The sequence below is a fragment of the Yoonia maritima genome, assembly GCF_002933395.1.
Classification (GTDB): domain Bacteria; phylum Pseudomonadota; class Alphaproteobacteria; order Rhodobacterales; family Rhodobacteraceae; genus Yoonia; species Yoonia maritima_A.
The window spans coordinates 176,222-194,324 of record NZ_PKFN01000009.1 but is presented as its reverse complement, the minus strand read 5'-3'; the positions used below and the strand labels follow the sequence as shown (position 1 = coordinate 194,324).

The window sequence follows — 18,103 nt, the reverse complement described above, 5'->3', positions numbered from 1 at the left end:
TGATGCTGCACATTGGACCAAGGTCGGCTTTACGAGAATTACAAGAAACATAACGTGGAGAGTTCCGGATGGGAGCGAAAGCATGGTTTGCCGCCTACTACAATCACGATCCAAAAGATGTTCTGGCCAATAAACCAGAGCTTGACCGCGAGGCTTGCATTTCTTTGGCTAAGAAATTGCTTCCAGGCGTGACCTTACGGGAAAAAGACGACGGCAGCTTGGACTTTCTGAATCCTGGAAAACGAGAAGTATTTGTGGGTGTGTACGGCGATCTTAAGATAATCGCCCATGAGGACCTCGGAGGAGATTTCCCGTCGCGCGTCGACGGAAATTGGCACAGCGCCGAACTTGGGTCGACGACTTACGTTCACGCCACCCATTCCGTCGTTGACTGGTGTGCTTTCGCGCTTTGGCAAGGCGGAGAGCTGGTTCGCGCGCTCAGCGTTTCTCCTGATCAAGGCGTTCAAGAGGACATTGGCAATAAGTTACCATTTGAAGCTCCATACTGGGATGGCTCGTTTGCGCTTGAGGATGAGTTTGAAGATGACGAACCGTACCCATTGCCCTTCCATCCACTTGAACTTTCTGAGGCAGCGCTTCTTGCGATGCTAGGCTTCCAATTTGAAGGTCACCCCGACGATTGGGTATGCGATCCTATGGAGATCCCGATCATGAGATTCGAAATTTCCAAGAATACTTGGTGGAAATTCTGGTGATTTGTGGCCGTGCTGGGCCGACGAGATTGCAGACAGAATGGGCCTGCCAATTCAGAAAAGCAGACTTTCGATTTCTATCGCTAGACGGCAGCTAAGTCCCGCGATCCAGTCATCCACGCACCGAGAATGCTGCGGGATGCACGAATGTCGGCAATGCGGGCTGCGGACGCAGCATCGAGCGACCGTGATCAATGGCCGCAATGGGCCGTTCATGTCGAACAAATCGAGACCATCTAACAGGATTGCGGCGATGCGGCTAACGGCAGGAACGAGCCCAACTTGCAATAATGTTGCATCGCGGCGAAAGTCCGCTACGGCGATTTAGTGAAAAACGGACAGAGACTTAATGAACCAGACGACTGATGCTGAGTGCGCGTTAACTAAACAAGAGGTTCATGAACTGGAAACAAAAATTCAGTCTGGATCAACTGATCCTGTCGAAATGTACTTCAAAGACGCAGTGGCACATCACATCGACGATATTGATGAACTGGAGAGCCGAAAGCGCATCATACGAATGAACTGCGGCGGAGATATCGCTTCGTGGCAACGCTTCGGCATATTGTCTGCTCTGACAAACGATAGGTCTGGTTGGGATGCGACGGTGAGAGTCTTGAAAGGCGAAATGCCTGCGGACACCGGATTAAGTGCTGCGTGGCATTTGCAAAAATACCGGCCTGAAATTGCGGATCTGCCTGAATGGTCTGTATTGCTAGACTCATCAGTGTCATTGGGAAGCATTGCGGCAAAAATTGTAACCTTTAGGCGGAGAACTCGTAAGCTTGGGTTGCTTCAAGAGCCAATCATAACTGTGTATCGGGTTTTTCAAGCCTTGCGAGCCATTCCAATTGCGCTGAAAAACCCCAACGATCCAAGATTGCCAAAAGAATAGAACAGCCTTAGTAGCAGAGGCAAAGCGGCCATTGGCGCGGCCGCAGTGAAAGCTAACTTTGTCCCGCGATCCAGTCATCCACGCACCGAGAATGCTGCGGGATGCACGAATGTCGGCAATGCGGGCTGCGGACGCAGCATCGAGCGACCGTGATCAATGGCCGCAATGGGCCGTTCATGTCGAACAAATCGAGACCATCTAACAGGATTGCGGCGATGCGGCTAGCGGCAGGAACGAGCCCAGATTACCGAATGCTGCACACTGCCCGAACGGCGGCTATTACCTTAACGCTTTCGTCCAACCGAGTGTCTTTAGATCCAAACGATATGTCTGCTCATTATCGTGATAATCTGGAATTACTTTGCCGCCTGATAGTATGATCTCGTCAGTGTCCAAAATACACCGATGCCGGCTTATCCAACCGGGACCATCACCAGACGTCTCGACGGGGTGAATTGAGAAATCGGTTGGGTCCAATCTTAGAACTTGGGTCATACCTTCTTGGCGTTGCTCCAGATACCCCAAGGATCCGATTAGCCAAATTTGGCCATCATACAAGGTTGCCGTGTGAAAATCCGTTGGCGGGAAGACATCGTGGGGATAAATGAAATGGTCGACGCCGCCCTTCCCATCGAGGACAGTGACATCCGCGTAGATACAAAAATCAGGATCGTAACCATCTTCGTGCTCTCCGCCGATCAACACAAGTCGTCCATCGGGCAAAGGTGTCACGCTGCGTCCGTACCGACTGAACGACCAAACTGGTTTGGCGCGATCTCTTACGTGTTCGAGATGCTTCGGAGCTGAATAACGCCCCGTTCTCATTTGTTCGTACCAGAATGTTGGGAGGAACCGCTCCGGGTTGGCCTGGCCGACCCGTTGGCTGCGGTGCAAGTCAAATTCTTCCTGTGTCAGTGTTCTTTTTGATAGGAAAGACAGCCGCACAGTCTCTGGGCTTATGTCATATTCAAACTTCGCAGGGTTGACGCCAAAACGAACGAACAGGGCTCTCATCTGCTCTGAAGTCGCTTTTTTTACTGGTGACGTATACTCCTTTTCAGGCGCGCCGAACGGGTCGGCACCAGCAGCAAGTAAGACTTCTGCAGTTGCTAAATCGTCGTTGTCAACAGCGCGTTCAAGCGCACCCCACTTGATGTCATCCACTGCGTTCGGATCAAAGCCCTCGTCCAGAAGCCATATCACAATATCTGTGGCCCTAGCTGTTACTGCATTAGTGATGGCTTCATGATTTTTTTGAGTGCCAGCATCAGAATTAGAGAAATACGTGCGCGCCGCCTCTAAGTTGCCAATGCGACAGGCAAACAGAAACGGATCAGTTTCTCCTGTCTCCGGCAGAGCTGGCACTTCACCCACCGCGATAGAAACTTGATCCGCTGTCCATTTCGTCTTTGCACCAGCACGTAGCAAGATACGCATGGCTTCAAGTTTTCCCTCTCGAAAACACACTTGAAACGCAGTCATTCTAAATTTAGCGGTCGTCGCTTCGAGATCTTCACCGGCGGCTAGATGTCTGTGAATGGCGTTTCTAAGCGCATCACCCGAAAGAGAAATTACATCATTTAATAGTGGTGGGAACTCTTTCAAACGTTCGGTTTCGCGGCGGGTGTGGTATGGATTAGCGTTAAGTAAGCCATGTTCAAGGAGCGCCGTTTGTACTGCGCGTTCTTCCGCCTGGAACAAGGCGTGCATTTCTGAGTTGTTCATGAAAACTGCCGGTATCGGCGAAATTTATTGATATGCCTCGTTGGTACAATCCAAATATAGACCGGTCAAGTGATGGCCTATGACCCGAAAGCGGCCATCCGAGTCGCCACAGCTAAGGTCTGCAAAGTCCGCGATCCAGTCATCCACGCACCGAGAATGCTGCGGGATGCACGAATGTCGGCAATGCGGGCTGCGGACGCAGCATCGAGCGACCGTGATCAATGGCCGCAATGGGCCGACAGCGGCGTATAGCGCGGGCTAGGCGCACCTCCAGCCGTGTCTGTTTTCTGGGCTTCGCTGACATCTGAGCATTGTGCAGCATCGCGCTCGTTAGCCCGGCAGATTTGAATGTTCGACACGCGCCGTTCGGGCTTTCCACAGGTCTTCGCCGTAGTCTGCACGAATGCCGATAGCGACCGACAAGGTATATCTCGCACTTGACTGTCAGGATAAGTTGCGGAAATCGGTGCTTGTTTTCTGGGTGCTCAGATCGGCGTCGCGCCGGAATTCGACCAAAGCGCCGCCTACGTTGAAGGCTGGCTGAAAGCGCTAAACGAGGACAAGCGGGCGATTTTTCGCGCGGCGTCCGAGGCGCAAAAGGCAGCCGATTTCGTCCTAGCAGCCGCAGGTCAGTCGAAAGCGGCCGCAGCATGAGCGGCCCAGCAATCCTGCCCCCCGATGACGTGCCGCAAATGCGGCGCGTCAAACCCAGTGATCTTTCTCGCGCCGGTCATCGTGAAAGGCAGTTGCTCCTGTATTTGCTTGGATTGCGCCGAGGCCCGTTCCTGGCTGGATCCGGACGGCAACTTGAAAGCCGGTGTTGAGCTTTAAACGTCTGCGCCCCGCCTCATGTGGCGGGGTGCAGGCATTTTGACGGGATGAGAAATTGTGGCCCGTGATGCTGCGCACGGGCCGCTCTGAGAAGTGGACTGTGCGGAGGATCGACTGGCTTTCAGCCCGCTCACCTCCTTCAGGCTTCTTTCAATTTGATTGGTCCGCCCAACATCCCTGTCGCGTCCCGTCAATGGGCAAGCGCCGCGCGGGCGCGTCGTCAAAGCCTGCAACCCGTGTCCTCGCGCGAAGGCGCGCTGCGGGCCGCACCAGTTGCCGGCTTCGACCCTTTGACTGGCCGTTCCGGGGCCGTGGGTCGGGCTGTGCCCCCACCCACTCTGTTCCGCCGAATACATGCGTATTCGGTCAGATCAGATTGGCCGGTGTGCAGCCCATCGGCGGAAGGGGAGCCAAGCCCCAACCGCAGCACCCAAGAGGAGGCCACAAATGGCTCACAAATATCAGCCCCAAAAATTCTGGACCTGCGACTGTGATCGCACGACCGGCGGTCACATCATCGACGGGCTCTATAGCACCTGTGTCTATTGCGGGAAGCATCGGCACGAGCTCAGAGAAATCGTTGTCCCGTCCGGTTTGGGCGGCGTGTTCTGTGTTGAGATCCTCAGCGTCGAGGAGGATTGCGCCAAGGTGAAGGTGGTCAAGAGCTCGAATGGCTTTGACGCGCTGCCGCCCTTCACGGTGCCGTTCAAGGACATACGCGCGGGACGGCGGCGACAAGATTGCTAAATGCCGATCTGTCTTTGCGCCAGATCGCGGTGCTGATGGGTTGGTCGGTTCGCTACTCGGCGCAGGTAATCGAGCATTATGCGCAGGTTAGTCCGGACGAAAGCGATGCAGTTTTGCGCAAGCTCAATCGAGCAAAATCACTGTCTCAAGACACAAAAATGTAAACGCCCCTGTAAACGCGGGGCCTCAAACACGGCAAGGAGTGATGTAAGTGATTGTTTTTAAATGGAGGCGAGTACCGGAATCGAACCGGTGTACACGGATTTGCAATCCGCTGCATAACCACTCTACCAACTCGCCTTCTGAGCAGGTTCACTAAGGATCACGGCTCGTGGCGTCAAGCGCATATCCTCTTTTGTGGCGCTCATCTTGCATATTTGTGGCATGGCGGAGCTGAGCAATCGTCCAGAACCTAAATCGGTCTGCGGTTCTCAGTTTCCTTTTCACCTGCCTGCCGATAGTCTGCGCGGCAATATATCTCTGATTTGGAAGCGTAATGTCTCGATCTATTCTATTCGTGACCGGTACCCGGGCAGACTTTGGCAAACTTGAACCGTTGGCCATTGCTGCACGTGATCAAGGGTTTGCTGTGTCCTTCTTTGTCACAGGTATGCACATGCTGGATCGCTACGGCCTAACAAAAGTTGAGGTTCACCGCACCCCCGGCGTCCAAGTACATGAATTTCTAAATCAAAGGGCGGGTGATCCCCAAGATATGATCCTTGCCAAGACCGTGATTGGCTTTTCAGATTTTGTGAAAGAACATGCACCGGACCTTGTGGTCATTCATGGTGACCGGGTGGAAGCGTTAGCCTGTGCTTTGGTCTGCGCAACGAATTACGTCCGTTGCGCGCATATCGAAGGCGGCGAAGTATCTGGTACAATTGATGAAATTTACCGCCACTGTAATAGTAAGCTGGCTAGCAGCCACTTCGTTTCCTCCGACGACGCAGCACGGCGTGTGATGTCATTGGGCGAGGCCGCCGATGACATTCATGCGATTGGATCGCCCGAACTCGACTTTCATGCAGGGCCATCTGGCGTAACGATGGAAGAGGTCAAATCGCGCTATGATCTTGCGTTTGACGACTTTGGAATTTGCGTGTTTCATCCGGTCACCTCTGAGGCCGCAACAATGGGTGCGCAAGCTGATGCGCTCTTTAGCGCGTTGGATGCGTCGGGTAAAAATTTTGTCGTCATCGCGCCCAATAACGACCCAGGTTCTGTCGATATTTTTGCAGCGATCAGCCGTTTGCCCGCTGACCGGTTTCGCGTACTCCCATCAATGCGGTTTGCGCATTTTTCCGAACTCATGAAAAACGCAAGCGCCATGGTTGGAAATTCATCTGCCGGTGTCCGTGAGGCGCCGTTTATTGGTGTGCCCTCGCTTGATATCGGCACCCGGCAAACCAACCGCGCAAAATCGCCTTCGGTGTTTTTTGCAGCCGCATCCGAGACGGATAAGATACACGCATTTTTGGCCGAACAATGGGGCCAATCGCATCCACGCCATGATGCTTTTGGAGGAGGCAGCGCAGCAGATAGATTTGCTGCAATTCTGCGTACGGATGCGTTCTGGAACAGTACGCTGCAAAAGACATTCCATGACGCCGAAGGCTAGCATGCAGCGCGGATTGGTGCTGCGCTTGTACCTCGGCGTCAGTCACCTCATCCCTGCCGTTGCTGGGCGTGTGCTTCGTAAACGGCTTGCACGCGGCAAAGAACACCCGACACGTTGGCCTGAAAAGCAGGCGCAGTCGCTTGCTCCTCGCCCTGACGGGACGCTGATTTGGTTGCATGCCGTCGGGTTGGGCGAGGTTTTATCACTGCGCGGCCTCATTGCGCGTATGGCAGATGAACAGCCAGAGGCGTCTTTCTTGGTCACCTCGACCACACACGCCTCGGCCGACGTATTCGCAAAAAATTTGCCACCACATACGTTTCATCAGTTCCTGCCGCTAGATGCACCCCGCTATCGGCAGCGTTTTTTAGATCACTTTCGGCCCGACTTATGCATCTGGGCAGAGCAAGATATTTGGCCTGGATTTGTAAGTGACATCAATCGTCGCGGCATTCCGCAGACTGTCATTGCCGCGCGGATGGGTGGTAAATCATATGCTGCACACAAGAAGGTCAAAGGTCTGTACCGCAATTTATATCAGGCGATGGCACTCGTTACAGCGCAAGATCAGACAACGGCAGATCACCTTACCAAATTGGGTGCACGGCCCACTATTTCGGGGTCATTAAAACCTGCGGCCCCTGCCCTATCCTATGATGGTGATGAACTGGCAGCTTTGCGTGCCCACCTCGCCGGACGGTTCATTTGGGCAGTGGCCCCCTCCCATCCCGAAGATGAACAGATCGCTATTCGCGCCAACGAATTAGTGCGACACTCGCATCCCGATGCCCTGCTGGTTATCGTGCCAAGGTTCCCAAACCGTCGCAATGAATTTGCGGAAAACGCCCCACGTAAATCGCTGTCGAAACTACCGACACAGACCGACTCTTTGTGGATTTGCGACACATTCGGCGAACTTGGGTTAGTGTACAGGCTTGCACGGGCGGCTCTCATTGGTGGGACCTTTAGTGACGTCGGCGGGCATAACCCATGGGAAGCTGCCGCGCTAAACACCGCCATTTTTCACGGACCACAAGTCGACAACTTTGTGAACGACTATGATCAACTGGACACCGCAAAGGCCGCATTCATGGTTTCTGCACCCCAAAATCTTGCCGATCATTTATGCAACGATGATCTGATCAACCAAGCGATGCGTGCAGCGGATTGTGTACAAACAGCCAGCCACCAAACCGATCTGCTGGCAAATGACCTACTACGACTGCTAGACGCGACGCATGAATAAATTTCCACCGCTCAAACTCCGAATTGCAATGGTTGTCTACGAAGCACTCTGGTGGCTTCTGCTTCCGGCGGCCTTGCTTTACCTACGCAAACGTGGCCGCAAGGATCATGTCTATGCGCAGCATATCTCTGAACGGTTTGGGCGGTATACCAAACGGCTCAAGAACCCGGTTTGGGTTCATGCCGTATCGCTTGGCGAAATGCGGTCGGCAACGCCGCTTATTCGTGCCTTACTTGAACGCGGCGAAACTGTTCTGACCACGCATTTCACCCCGGCGGGTCGGCGCGAGGCCGAACGCGAGTTCGCGAATGAGATCGCCCAAGGCCGCGTACAGACCGTTTGGGTGCCGCTAGAGCTTGGGTTTACTTATCGCCGTTTTCTTCGCCACTTCACCCCAAAATACGGGCTAGTGATGGAGATCGAAATCTGGCCGCGCATGATCATGGCCTGTCGCAAACACGGCACACCGCTGTTCATGTGCAACGCGCAGTATCCACAGAAAAGCTTTGATAAAGACACCAAAGGACTTGGTCTGCGGGCGGCCCTACTTGGGGGCTTTGCCGGTGGCTTCGTCAAATCAGATGACCAGCGCATCCGGTTCGCCGCTGCGGGCATGACCAACATCCATATCACGGGCGAGCTCCGCTTTGACCAACCTATCCCGCAGCACCATTTGGACGCCGCCGCCAAGGCCCGCGAGGCGCTGACCAAAGGCCGTCCTTCGTTTACCCTAACATCCGTGGTTGAGGGCGAAGATCCGATTTACATCGACATGATCCGCAACACGCCGGATGCGTTTTTTGTCTATGTTCCGCGCGCGCCAGAACGGTTTGATGAAGTCGCAAATATGCTGCGTGATGCAGGGCTGAATTTCGCCCGGCGATCGGATGTTCTGGACGCTGATCTAAACCTGCGACCCGACACCCCAAAGATCGACGTTCTGCTGGGCGACAGCATGGGCGAGATGTATTTCTACCTGTCTCTTGCGGATCGCGCGATAGTAGGTGGCGGTTTTGTTCCCAAAGGTGCGCATAACGTGATTGAGCCCCTCGCCCTGAAAAAACCAGTGATCGTTGGGCCTCACATCTGGACCATCGCCTACCCCGCGCAAGAGGCAATCGCGGCAGGCGTTTGCGACAACGTGCAAACGCCCGCGGCGCTTTTGCATGCTGTCCAGCAGCCATCGCCAGTCACTGAAAACCAGATCACGCAATTCTACAACGACCACGCTGGCGGGGTAATCCGGACGCTCGCCGCGATTGATAAGGCGCTTTAGCCGCCGATGTCCTCGGGACCAACGGCCGTGGCCTTGATGATCGCATAGATTTGCTGCCCAACGGCCAGCTCCATCCGTCCGGCACTGCGTCTTGTGACCCGCGCAAGCAGTTGATCGTCACCAGCACGCAACCCAACAGCAACGCCCGGCCCGCGTCCGGGACGCACCTCAGTGATCGTCACTGGTAGCACGTTCAACGCGCTCATTCCTGTGGGTGCTTCGCGTGCAAGGATCACGTCCTGTGCAGGTATCCGTATCCGCAGCGACTGCCCTATTTCACCAAACTGCCCGGGCATCAAAAGACGCCCACCTGAAAACTGTAGCTCCGTTAGATCATCGTCCAAAAACCGCCCAGCAACCCGCGTAACAATAACAGCACCCGCTGTCCGCGTCCCCAGCAACGGCACGACTTCGGGGCTCGACAACACCTGCCCGACTGGCCCGGAAATCGCAACTTTGCCCTCGTCCAGAACCACCAAGGTCGTCGCGAGGCGCGCGACCTCTGACACGTCGTGACTGACATAGATGATTGGAACACGGGTTTCGTCGCGCAGGCGTTCAAAATAGGGTAAAATCTCGGCCTTGCGCGGGGCATCAAGCGCTGCCAGTGGCTCATCCATCAGCAAGATTTGCGGGTCACACATCAATGCACGCCCCAGCGCGACGCGCTGCCGTTCACCGCCAGATAGGCCCGCCGGGCGCCGATCTAACAGCGGCTCTAGCCCCAAGATATCAATCACATGTGCTGCGTCATGGTCACCGCCATAGGTCAGATTGCGGCGCACCGACATATGTGGAAACAGCCGTGCATCTTGAAACACATACCCCACACGACGAAGCGGTGGCGGTAGGTTAACCCGTGCAGCACTGTCAAACAGCACCGTTTCGCCCACGACAATCTTACCTGAATCAGGCCGCGACAATCCCGCGATCGCATTCACCAGTGTCGTCTTGCCCGAACCAGACCGACCGAAAATCGCCGTCACGCCAGCAGGCGCATTGATATCGACGTCCAGTCCGAATTGTCCTTGAGTTTTCTGAACACAGATACGCAGCATCAGCGCCCCACCCTGCGCGCCATGCGGTGCGACAGCCATTCTGAAATCAGCAAAGCCCCCATGGCAAGGATGATGGCGACAGTCACCAATCCAAGGACAGCGGGTTCACTGCCCGGAACTTGCAGCAGTCCGTAGATCGCCGATGGGATCGTTTGGGTTTGTCCCGGAATGGCCGCAACAAAGGTAATCGTCGCACCAAATTCGCCCAGCGCCTTGGCAAATCCAAGAACTGCGCCTGCCAGAATGCTAGGCAAGATCAAAGGCAAGGTCACCGTCATAAAAACCCGTGTCCGCGACGCACCAAGCGTCGCGGCAGCGTCCTCTAACCCCGGATCGACAGCCTCGATCCCAAGGCGGATTGCCCGTACCATCAGTGGGAATGCCATGACTGCCGCCGCCAGCGCCGCACCAGTCCAACGAAACCCCAAAGAGATACCAAACACCTGTTCAAGAAAGCTGCCAATCGGTCCCTGTTTTCCAAAGGTCACCAACAGCAAATAGCCCGTCACGACTGGCGGCAAAACCAACGGCAAATGGACGATGCCATTTAAAAGTTGCCGCCCGAAAAACCGTTTTCGCGCCAGCAAATACGCGGCACCAATCGCTAGGGGCAGTGCACAGATCATGGCCACAACAGCCACGCGCAACGACAGCATGATCGCTGCCCATCCGGACGGTCCCAAAAGGTCCATCATTGTGAAACTGGGGGCAGAAAACCAGCCTCTGCCATAATCGCTTGCCCTTCAATTCCAGTGACAAAGGCCCAGAATGTTGCGGCATCGTTGCCTGCGTCAGGCGTCAACGCACCCGTATAGCGGATCGGCGTGTGGCTCTCTTGCGGAAAATTCGCGACCACGCGCACCGCGTCAGATATCCGCGCATCGGTTGCATAGACGATACCTAGCGGGGCTTGTCCACGTGCAACGAGCGCCAGTGCCGCACGCACATTATCAACTTCGGCCAATTGCCCGGCAAACTGATCCCACAGACCTAAATGGATCAGCGCCTCTTTTGCATAAATGCCGGCAGGCACTGCATTGGTCAGGCCAACGGCAATACGCCCACCGCCCAGCGCATTCGATATCCCATCGGCGGCCAGTGACACATCATTTGAGGTCGCAGGACCAATAAGAACCAAACCGTTGCTTGCAAAATCACTGACCGTATGCGGCTGCACATGATCACCGTCGCGCAAGTAATTCATCCAATCCGCATTCGCCAACAGCACCACATCGGCTGGTGCGCCTTGACTGACCTGCCGAGCAAGCGTGCCGCTACCAGCGTATGAAACGACGACATCAGGGAACTGCGACGCCATCGCATCCACGGGTTCCTTGAGGCTTGCGGCCGCAAAGACCAAAACCTCTGCCCGCGCGGTCTGAGCGCTGAAAAGCGCAAGGCAAATCATAGTGATGAAGGGTCGGATCAACATGCCGCGACTATCGGGGCGTTCGCAGCCATTCGCAAGGCCTAGACCCATTGCCGCGCACGTGCGGCCAAAACCTGCAAACCACTGCGAATATCAGCGTCAATTGAACCCAGGCGAGGATCATCCCGTAGCGTTGTGATCCAATGTGGTTCTGGCTGGCGGGTACGTTGCGGGGTCTGCCACGTTAACGTCCGCAAAACATCCTGTGCTACGTCGGGCAGACGGTCTGGGATATCAGCCCCTTGCAATGTCGCCCATACGCCAGCCCATAATCTGCCAACCGACCAAGGATTATACCCCCCGCCCCCCAATACCAGATAGCGCGGGGCCATGGTGGCCAATGCCTGAACAATTGCCCAATGCGCGTTGTTTGACAGACAAAGCCGCGATTGCGGGTCTTCGGTCACAGCATCCGCACCGCATTGCAGGACAACAGCATCGGGCCGAAAACCCGCGACCAGTGGCAAGATCAAATCATCGCGGATCAATGCCATGCCATCGTCATTCATCCCTGCTGGAACCGGCAAATTGAACACCTGCCCTACCCCGCAATCAGCCAACGCACCTGTTCGGGGCCAACGATTAGCCTCGTGTACAGAAATCAACAGGGTGTCGGGGTCAGCCGCAAACGCATGTTCAACCCCGTCAGCGTGATGCGCGTCGATATCAACATAAGCAATACGCTGCGCACCACCACGACGCAGCGATTGGATCGCCAGCACAGGGTCGTTCAAATAACAAAAACCATTCGCACGATCTGGCATGCCATGATGGGTGCCGCCTGCCGGTGAATAAATGACACCTCCCTTGGACAATAATTCACCCGCCAATAACGACGCCCCAGCCGAGGTCGCAGGACGACGATACATTTCAGTGAAGATTGGATTAGACGGCGTGCCAAGCGCATGACGCGCCCGTGTCTCATCACTCACAGCCTGCGCGATTTCGGCTGCTTGTAAGGCCGCGATATACTGATCCGTGTGAAATCCAGTCAGCGCGGCAGGCTTTGCACGGGGACTCGTGATAAACTGTGCCGCAGGAAGCCCCCCCATCGCGCGGGACAAATCCATGACCGTCGAAACCCGTGGAACACGCAACGGATGCCATGCGCCATAGCTCGAGTTCCGATAGATCTCGGACCCAATAAAGCGTGGGAAAGGGCTTGCCTGTGCAAGCGGGGCATGCGTAACGTCCTGCATCTTTCGGGGTGTACCCCAAATCAAGAATGGAACCATGGCAAAAATCGCTTTCCGTCAACTCCCTATTAAGCTTCGGGCTGGACGAAAAACGGACGTACGTGCGCAATTCGCGGCGCTATGTTGGCGGATGCACAACGATAACATTGAGATCTGCATCGTAACAACGCGCAATACGGGCCGCTGGATTTTGCCCAAAGGCTGGCCCATGCACAAACAAACCCCGGCACAGGCTGCGGCGACAGAAGCCTATGAAGAAGCAGGGATCACTGGCGACGCAATTGATCGCTGTCTTGGGGTCTATAGTTACGTTAAGCCGCTAAAATCCGGGACTGCGCCTATCGTGGTGATGGTCTACCCGGTTCACGTGCGTAACGTGCTAAGCGATTGGCCCGAAAAAGGGCAACGCAAACGTAAATGGCTCAGCCCCAAGAAAGCAGCGAAAAAATTACAAGAACCCGAACTCAAACGCATTGTTGCGTCGTTCAAGCCGCAGAACGTCCTGCACTAACGGCAGGCTTGCAAGCGCCTGTAAAACACCTATTTAAACGCCATGATCCGCTTTAATCTCAAATGTGACCAAGACCATGCTTTTGAAAGCTGGTTCCAATCTGGCGATGCTTTTGAAAAACTAAGCAACGCCGGTATGATTAATTGCGACACATGCGGTTCAACTGCCGTGACAAAATCGATCATGGCACCTGCGGTGAGCAAATCATCAGAAATTGCCGTGCCTAAAACGACAAAAAGCCCGATCGAAGAACTGCGCGACAAAGTCGAAAGCAGCTCTGACTACGTTGGGAATTCATTCGTCAAAGAAGCCCGCGACATGCACGACGGGATCAAGCCAGAGCGCCCGATTTACGGCGAAGCAAAACTAGAAGATGCAAAGAAACTGGTCGATGATGGCATCCCGGTTCTACCTCTTCCGTTTATCCCCCGCAAAAAGACCAACTAGCGGCACGGAATAGTGTCAGTTGCGCATTGCCCTTGGTCGCGCGCCCCTTTAAGACACCTGCGGAATTGCTACAGGGGTGAAACGCCTCGGGGGACACGACCATGCCAACGCTTGTAATGAAATTTGGCGGCACATCGGTTGCCAATCTTGACCGGATCGCCCGTGCGGCAAAACGCGTCGCCGTCGAGGTCGCCAACGGATATGACGTCATCGTCATCGTTTCTGCCATGTCCGGAAAGACCAACGAACTGGTCGGTTGGGTCAACGAAACATCCCCGCTTTATGACGCACGCGAATATGATGCGATTGTATCTTCGGGTGAAAACGTCACCGCTGGCCTCATGGCGCTTCGTTTGCAGGAAATGGAAATTCCCGCACGCAGCTGGCAGGGTTGGCAGGTTCCGGTACAAACGACATCTGCGCATTCAAACGCACGGATCGAAGAAATCCCAACCGACAATATCAACGCCAAGTTCGGTGAAGGCATGAAAGTTGCGGTCGTTGCAGGCTTCCAAGGGATCAGCCCCGAAGGCCGCATCACGACATTGGGTCGCGGTGGGTCAGACACCACAGCCGTCGCATTTGCAGCCGCTTTCGGCGCGGAACGTTGCGATATCTACACCGACGTAGATGGCGTTTATACGACTGACCCGCGGATCACCAAAAAGGCCCGCAAGCTCGACAAAATCGCATTTGAAGAAATGCTCGAACTGGCATCGCTTGGCGCAAAAGTATTGCAAACGCGCTCGGTCGAATTGGCGATGCGCTATAAGGTACGCCTGCGCGTGCTATCATCTTTTGAGGAACCATCGGACGCAGCAGGTACGCTCGTCTGCGATGAGGAGGAAATCATGGAATCCAACGTCGTGGCCGGTGTGGCCTATTCCCGTGACGAAGCAAAAATGACCCTGATTTCGGTCGCTGACCGCCCCGGCATCGCCGCCGCGATCTTTGGCCCACTGTCTGACGCCGGTGTTAACGTCGACATGATCGTGCAGAACATCTCGGAAGAAGGACGCACAGACATGACGTTCTCTTGCCCGGTTGATCAGGTCGTGCGCGCCGAAAAAGCGATGCAAGAGGCCAAAGACAAAGGCGACATCAATTACCACGATCTTGTCGCGGATGAAGGCGTTGCAAAAGTATCAGTCGTGGGCATCGGCATGCGCAGCCACACAGGGGTGGCGGCGAAAATGTTCGAAGTTTTATCCGCTGAAGGTGTGAACATTAAAGTCATTACAACCTCAGAGATTAAAATTTCCGTACTGATTGATCGAAAATACATGGAACTTGCCGTTCAGGCCCTGCATGATGCATTCGAATTGGAAAAGGCTAGCTGATCGTAAACGATCGGTTCGCCGTCAACGGGGGACCAATGCCAGAACGGATTGAAACCGAGAGCCGCAAGCTGCTTGGCCGCCTACGCGAGGCGTTGGCCGCTGATAACGAAGGCCAAGCCCGTCTAGATGAAGTCGTAGATCTTATCGCGACCTCGATGATGACCGAGGTTTGCTCGATCTATCTCTTCCGTGATTCTGAAACGCTTGAACTATGTGCGACCAAAGGCCTGCAAGCCGAGGCGGTCCACCAAACCCGGATGCGCCTTGGCGAAGGTCTGGTTGGCCGCACCGCCAAAAGCAGGACAGTCATTAACACCGCTGACGCGCCCGCCGAAAAAGGTTTCCGCTACATGCCTGAAACGGGCGAAGAACGGTATTCATCGTTCTGTGGTGTTCCTATTCAACGTCTCGGCGACGCCATGGGTGTGCTTGTTGTCCAGTCCAAAGCGGCCCGCGAATTCTCCGCTGACGAAGTATACGCGCTTGAAATTGTTGCAATGGTTCTTGCCGAAATGACCGAATTGGGTGCATTCGTCGGCGAAGGTGCCGCCCTATCGGCCCGCCATCAACAGCATGTCATGCTCCGTGGGTCAGTCGCCCAAGAAGGTGCTAGCGAAGGCTGCGTATTCTTGCATGAACCACGCGTGGTCGTCACGAATCCAATCTCGGACGATCCTGATGTAGAACTGGCACATCTGCGCGATGGTGTCGAAAAGCTACGTAAATCAGTCGATCATATGCTGCTCGGGGCGCGTTCCGCGGATGCAGATCAAGCCGAAGTTCTTGAAGCATACCGCATGTTCGCCAATTCTGGCAGCTGGATGCGCCGGATGGAAGCCGATGTCTCTAACGGGCTATCGGCCGAGGCAGCCGTCGAAAAGGAACAATCGCTTGCGCGTACACGCCTTAACCAAGCTGGCGATGCATACTTGCGCGAACGGTTGCATGATCTAGATGACCTATCCAACCGCCTGCTTCGCATCCTGACCGGGCAAGGTGCAGACGCGCGCAATGATATGCCAGAAAATCCAATTCTGGTGGCCCGCAATATCGGCCCCGGTGAACTGCTTGAATACGGGAAAGCCCTAAAGGGAATCGTTCTTGAAGAAGGCTCCGTCGGTAGCCATGCAGCCATTGTGGCGCGGGCTTGGGCGATCCCCTTGATCATCAACGCCAAAGGCATCACCCGAGAAGCGCTAAACGGCGACCCGATCCTTGTCGATGGCGACCAAGGAATCGCGCACCTACGGCCTGACGAAACCGTGCATGGCGCGTTCCGCGATAAACTCGCGATGCAAACCCGCGCCCAAGAACGCTATGCATCAATTCGCGATCTCCCCGCGACAACGAAATGCGGCACGACGATCTCGCTTCAAATGAATGCGGGGCTGATTGCAGACCTGCCGTCGTTGGAAGGTTCGGGTGCCGAAGGCGTCGGGCTGTTCCGTACCGAACTACAGTTCTTAGTGCGCAATAAAATGCCGCGTCGTGCCGAATTATCGGCCCTTTATTCACGGGTTGTGAAATCTGCGAACGGCAAGCGCGTTGCGTTCCGCACCCTTGATATCGGATCAGACAAAGTCCTGCCCTACATGAAGCCCAACGATGAACCCAACCCTGCCATGGGCTGGCGTGCGATTCGCGTGGGGCTGGATAAACCCGGTGTGCTACGGATGCAGCTGCAGGCCCTCTTACGCGCCGCAGATGGCGGGCCGCTGGCCGTTATGTTCCCCTTCATTACCCAACTCGAAGAATTTCGCGCGGCCAAGGCCGAGATGGACAAAGCCATCGCGCGCGAAAAAATCTTGGGTCACAGCTTACCATCCTCGCTAGAGGTCGGCGCAATGCTGGAAACACCCTCCTTGGGTTTTGCCCCAGATATATTCTTTGAAGAGGTCGACTTTATCTCAATCGGCGGCAACGACCTGAAACAGTTCTTCTTTGCTGCTGATCGGGAAAACGAACGGGTGCGTAAACGCTATGACACGCTCAACGTCAGCTTTTTGTCCTTTATCAGCCAAGTGATTGACCGCTGCAATGCTTCCAATACAGCCCTGTCGTTCTGCGGCGAAGATGCCGGACGCCCTGTCGAAGCTCTGTGCTTTGCCGCGCTCGGACTGCGCACGCTATCGATGCGCCCAGCTTCGGTTGGACCGGTAAAGCACTTGTTGCGCCGCGTTGATCTGGACGAAGTTAAGGCCGTCATGGACGAGGCAATCGCGCGTGGCGATCAATCGGTGCGCCGCGCCGTTGCCGATTGGCTTGTTTATCAAGTCTGATTCAGCAACGCGCTGTGAAACGCTTCTGTTACGACGTCTTGCCCGTGATCGCGGGCAAGTTTGCGTAGGCCAAAATGCACATGGGCAAGTGCAACGTAGTAATCCACAAAGGCATAGTTGGTCCCCGCCCCAGCAGCAGCACCCAAAATCGGCACGGTCTGCGTCGCCAGCTTTTGCGACATGACCGTCGCGAATTTTGGGGCGACCCTACTAATCAGCCCATGCACCGCAGCCCCTGACAGCCCAAGACGGGCACCGATAAACGCCGTATCAACACCGTCATCCGCCGTTCCCGGGCCGCCAGCCCCAAACACAGCCAGACATTCCATACGTGTTTCCACAGACTGCGGATCTTCGCCATATTCTTCTGCCACGTGAAGCACCGCGCGGAAGATCACTGTCGTCGCAACGGGCAGTTCGGCCAGCGCGGTCGGCAAACCACCCAACCCACCAAATGCGCCAGAGATGGTTCCCATCGCCTTGTGAACACGGTCTGACCCGATGTTCTTACCTAACCCGTCACGTGATTTGGCCGCGATTTCAAAACTCTGCTCAAGCGCTTTGCGCGCAATGTCATCAACCTGAGACCGCACAGATTTCGGCAGCAACTTCATCCCGTCTTCGACTTGACTGCCAACAAAGTTGATACCCTTCATTAACACGCCGCGTGCACGTTTTTGTCTTTCAGCCAGCGCTATAACCTGCGCGCGCGCCTCGTCACTCAGGTGCCCCGGCAAATCAATAGGGTTTGGTTCAGTTAGATCGTTATCTGATGCATCCATATCCCCA

At 55.1% G+C, this 18,103-nt stretch carries 18 protein-coding genes and 1 tRNA gene; 12 read left to right on the top strand and 7 right to left on the bottom strand.

The window, feature by feature from the left end; genetic code table 11:
• Window positions 1–68 precede the first annotated feature (68 nt).
• Window positions 69–716, top strand: a complete 648-nt coding sequence (locus tag CYQ09_RS12130; protein ID WP_106745666.1) for a DUF6928 family protein — start codon at window positions 69–71, stop codon at window positions 714–716.
• Between the two features lie 346 nt (window positions 717–1,062).
• Complete coding sequence (locus tag CYQ09_RS12125; RefSeq protein ID WP_106745665.1) at window positions 1,063–1,608, top strand: hypothetical protein; 546 nt, start codon at window positions 1,063–1,065, stop codon at window positions 1,606–1,608.
• Between the two features lie 279 nt (window positions 1,609–1,887).
• On the opposite strand, the gene CYQ09_RS12120 is transcribed toward CYQ09_RS12125, so the two are convergent.
• The gene (locus CYQ09_RS12120; RefSeq protein WP_106745664.1) at window positions 1,888–3,333 is read right to left on the bottom strand and encodes an ankyrin repeat domain-containing protein; all 1,446 of its coding nucleotides are present in this window, start codon (window positions 3,331–3,333) and stop codon (window positions 1,888–1,890) included.
• Between the two features lie 462 nt (window positions 3,334–3,795).
• Between CYQ09_RS12120 and CYQ09_RS12115 the strand changes: the two genes are divergently transcribed.
• The 3 genes from CYQ09_RS12115 to CYQ09_RS12105 all read left to right on the top strand — a co-directional run bounded on the left by CYQ09_RS12115 (window position 3,796) and on the right by CYQ09_RS12105 (window position 5,075).
• On the top strand, window positions 3,796–3,987 hold the full coding sequence (locus CYQ09_RS12115; protein WP_275425369.1) for a zincin-like metallopeptidase domain-containing protein: 192 nt from the start codon (window positions 3,796–3,798) through the stop codon (window positions 3,985–3,987).
• Window positions 3,988–4,611: 624 nt separating this feature from the next.
• Window positions 4,612–4,911, top strand: coding sequence for a hypothetical protein (locus CYQ09_RS18345; protein ID WP_162617662.1), 300 nt, complete (start codon window positions 4,612–4,614; stop codon window positions 4,909–4,911).
• Window positions 4,905–5,075, top strand: coding sequence for a hypothetical protein (locus tag CYQ09_RS12105; RefSeq protein WP_239495932.1), 171 nt, complete (start codon window positions 4,905–4,907; stop codon window positions 5,073–5,075). The genes CYQ09_RS18345 and CYQ09_RS12105 overlap by 7 nt, the downstream gene beginning before the upstream one ends.
• 62 nt (window positions 5,076–5,137) lie before the next feature.
• Here CYQ09_RS12105 and CYQ09_RS12100 read toward each other — a convergent pair.
• A tRNA-Cys gene (locus tag CYQ09_RS12100) sits at window positions 5,138–5,211 on the bottom strand.
• A gap of 196 nt (window positions 5,212–5,407) precedes the next feature.
• Between CYQ09_RS12100 and neuC the strand changes: the two genes are divergently transcribed.
• Genes neuC through CYQ09_RS12085 form a run of 3 tightly spaced genes read left to right on the top strand, consistent with a single transcriptional unit; the run spans window position 5,408 to window position 9,054 of the window.
• Complete coding sequence (neuC, locus tag CYQ09_RS12095; RefSeq protein ID WP_106745662.1) at window positions 5,408–6,532, top strand: UDP-N-acetylglucosamine 2-epimerase; 1,125 nt, start codon at window positions 5,408–5,410, stop codon at window positions 6,530–6,532.
• Complete coding sequence (locus CYQ09_RS12090; RefSeq protein WP_106745661.1) at window positions 6,516–7,778, top strand: 3-deoxy-D-manno-octulosonic acid transferase; 1,263 nt, start codon at window positions 6,516–6,518, stop codon at window positions 7,776–7,778. Before neuC ends, CYQ09_RS12090 begins: the two co-directional genes overlap by 17 nt.
• Window positions 7,771–9,054, top strand: coding sequence for a 3-deoxy-D-manno-octulosonic acid transferase (locus tag CYQ09_RS12085; protein ID WP_106745660.1), 1,284 nt, complete (start codon window positions 7,771–7,773; stop codon window positions 9,052–9,054). Before CYQ09_RS12090 ends, CYQ09_RS12085 begins: the two co-directional genes overlap by 8 nt.
• Here CYQ09_RS12085 and modC read toward each other — a convergent pair.
• Genes modC through CYQ09_RS12065 form a run of 4 tightly spaced genes read right to left on the bottom strand, consistent with a single transcriptional unit; the run spans window position 9,051 to window position 12,740 of the window.
• A complete protein-coding gene (modC, locus tag CYQ09_RS12080; RefSeq protein ID WP_106745880.1) occupies window positions 9,051–10,112 on the bottom strand; it encodes a molybdenum ABC transporter ATP-binding protein in 1,062 nt (353 codons plus the stop codon). The two genes, CYQ09_RS12085 and modC, sit on opposite strands and share 4 nt — an antisense overlap.
• Window positions 10,112–10,804: a molybdate ABC transporter permease subunit gene (gene modB / locus CYQ09_RS12075; protein WP_204353956.1), complete on the bottom strand. Its 693-nt coding sequence runs from the start codon at window positions 10,802–10,804 to the stop codon at window positions 10,112–10,114. Before modB ends, modC begins: the two co-directional genes overlap by 1 nt.
• On the bottom strand, window positions 10,804–11,592 hold the full coding sequence (gene modA / locus CYQ09_RS12070; protein WP_106745658.1) for a molybdate ABC transporter substrate-binding protein: 789 nt from the start codon (window positions 11,590–11,592) through the stop codon (window positions 10,804–10,806). Before modA ends, modB begins: the two co-directional genes overlap by 1 nt.
• Window positions 11,583–12,740: an acetoin utilization protein AcuC gene (locus CYQ09_RS12065; protein ID WP_106745879.1), complete on the bottom strand. Its 1,158-nt coding sequence runs from the start codon at window positions 12,738–12,740 to the stop codon at window positions 11,583–11,585. Before CYQ09_RS12065 ends, modA begins: the two co-directional genes overlap by 10 nt.
• A gap of 34 nt (window positions 12,741–12,774) precedes the next feature.
• Between CYQ09_RS12065 and CYQ09_RS12060 the strand changes: the two genes are divergently transcribed.
• The 4 genes from CYQ09_RS12060 to ptsP all read left to right on the top strand — a co-directional run bounded on the left by CYQ09_RS12060 (window position 12,775) and on the right by ptsP (window position 17,314).
• Complete coding sequence (locus CYQ09_RS12060) at window positions 12,775–13,248, top strand: NUDIX hydrolase (RefSeq protein WP_106745657.1); 474 nt, start codon at window positions 12,775–12,777, stop codon at window positions 13,246–13,248.
• 42 nt (window positions 13,249–13,290) lie between these two features.
• A complete protein-coding gene (locus CYQ09_RS12055) occupies window positions 13,291–13,695 on the top strand; it encodes a DUF1178 family protein (protein WP_106745656.1) in 405 nt (134 codons plus the stop codon).
• Between the two features lie 101 nt (window positions 13,696–13,796).
• Entirely contained in the window at window positions 13,797–15,035 is a 1,239-nt protein-coding gene (locus CYQ09_RS12050; protein WP_106745655.1) for an aspartate kinase, read from the top strand.
• Between the two features lie 35 nt (window positions 15,036–15,070).
• Window positions 15,071–17,314 (top strand): phosphoenolpyruvate--protein phosphotransferase, encoded by a 2,244-nt coding sequence (gene ptsP, locus CYQ09_RS12045; RefSeq protein WP_106745654.1) that lies wholly within the window; start codon window positions 15,071–15,073, stop codon window positions 17,312–17,314.
• On the opposite strand, the gene CYQ09_RS12040 is transcribed toward ptsP, so the two are convergent.
• On the bottom strand, window positions 17,305–18,096 hold the full coding sequence (locus tag CYQ09_RS12040) for an EcsC family protein (protein ID WP_106745653.1): 792 nt from the start codon (window positions 18,094–18,096) through the stop codon (window positions 17,305–17,307). The genes ptsP and CYQ09_RS12040 overlap by 10 nt on opposite strands.
• Window positions 18,097–18,103: the final 7 nt, after the last annotated feature.

What these genes read in the sequence shown, in the direction of transcription:
- CYQ09_RS12120 (WP_106745664.1), bottom strand. Translation starts at nt 3,333, where the DNA reads ATGAACAACTCAGAAATGCACGCCTTGTTCCAGGCGGAAGAACGCGCA.
- neuC (WP_106745662.1), top strand. Translation starts at nt 5,408, where the DNA reads ATGTCTCGATCTATTCTATTCGTGACCGGTACCCGGGCAGACTTTGGC.
- CYQ09_RS12050 (WP_106745655.1), top strand. Translation starts at nt 13,797, where the DNA reads ATGCCAACGCTTGTAATGAAATTTGGCGGCACATCGGTTGCCAATCTT.
- CYQ09_RS12125 (WP_106745665.1), top strand. Translation starts at nt 1,063, where the DNA reads ATGAACCAGACGACTGATGCTGAGTGCGCGTTAACTAAACAAGAGGTT.
- CYQ09_RS12130 (WP_106745666.1), top strand. Translation starts at nt 69, where the DNA reads ATGGGAGCGAAAGCATGGTTTGCCGCCTACTACAATCACGATCCAAAA.
- CYQ09_RS18345 (WP_162617662.1), top strand. Translation starts at nt 4,612, where the DNA reads ATGGCTCACAAATATCAGCCCCAAAAATTCTGGACCTGCGACTGTGAT.
- CYQ09_RS12055 (WP_106745656.1), top strand. Translation starts at nt 13,291, where the DNA reads ATGATCCGCTTTAATCTCAAATGTGACCAAGACCATGCTTTTGAAAGC.
- modA (WP_106745658.1), bottom strand. Translation starts at nt 11,592, where the DNA reads ATGGGTCTAGGCCTTGCGAATGGCTGCGAACGCCCCGATAGTCGCGGC.
- modC (WP_106745880.1), bottom strand. Translation starts at nt 10,112, where the DNA reads ATGCTGCGTATCTGTGTTCAGAAAACTCAAGGACAATTCGGACTGGAC.
- CYQ09_RS12065 (WP_106745879.1), bottom strand. Translation starts at nt 12,740, where the DNA reads ATGCAGGACGTTACGCATGCCCCGCTTGCACAGGCAAGCCCTTTCCCA.
- CYQ09_RS12085 (WP_106745660.1), top strand. Translation starts at nt 7,771, where the DNA reads ATGAATAAATTTCCACCGCTCAAACTCCGAATTGCAATGGTTGTCTAC.
- CYQ09_RS12060 (WP_106745657.1), top strand. Translation starts at nt 12,775, where the DNA reads ATGGCAAAAATCGCTTTCCGTCAACTCCCTATTAAGCTTCGGGCTGGA.
- modB (WP_204353956.1), bottom strand. Translation starts at nt 10,804, where the DNA reads ATGGACCTTTTGGGACCGTCCGGATGGGCAGCGATCATGCTGTCGTTG.
- CYQ09_RS12090 (WP_106745661.1), top strand. Translation starts at nt 6,516, where the DNA reads ATGACGCCGAAGGCTAGCATGCAGCGCGGATTGGTGCTGCGCTTGTAC.
- ptsP (WP_106745654.1), top strand. Translation starts at nt 15,071, where the DNA reads ATGCCAGAACGGATTGAAACCGAGAGCCGCAAGCTGCTTGGCCGCCTA.
- CYQ09_RS12040 (WP_106745653.1), bottom strand. Translation starts at nt 18,096, where the DNA reads ATGGATGCATCAGATAACGATCTAACTGAACCAAACCCTATTGATTTG.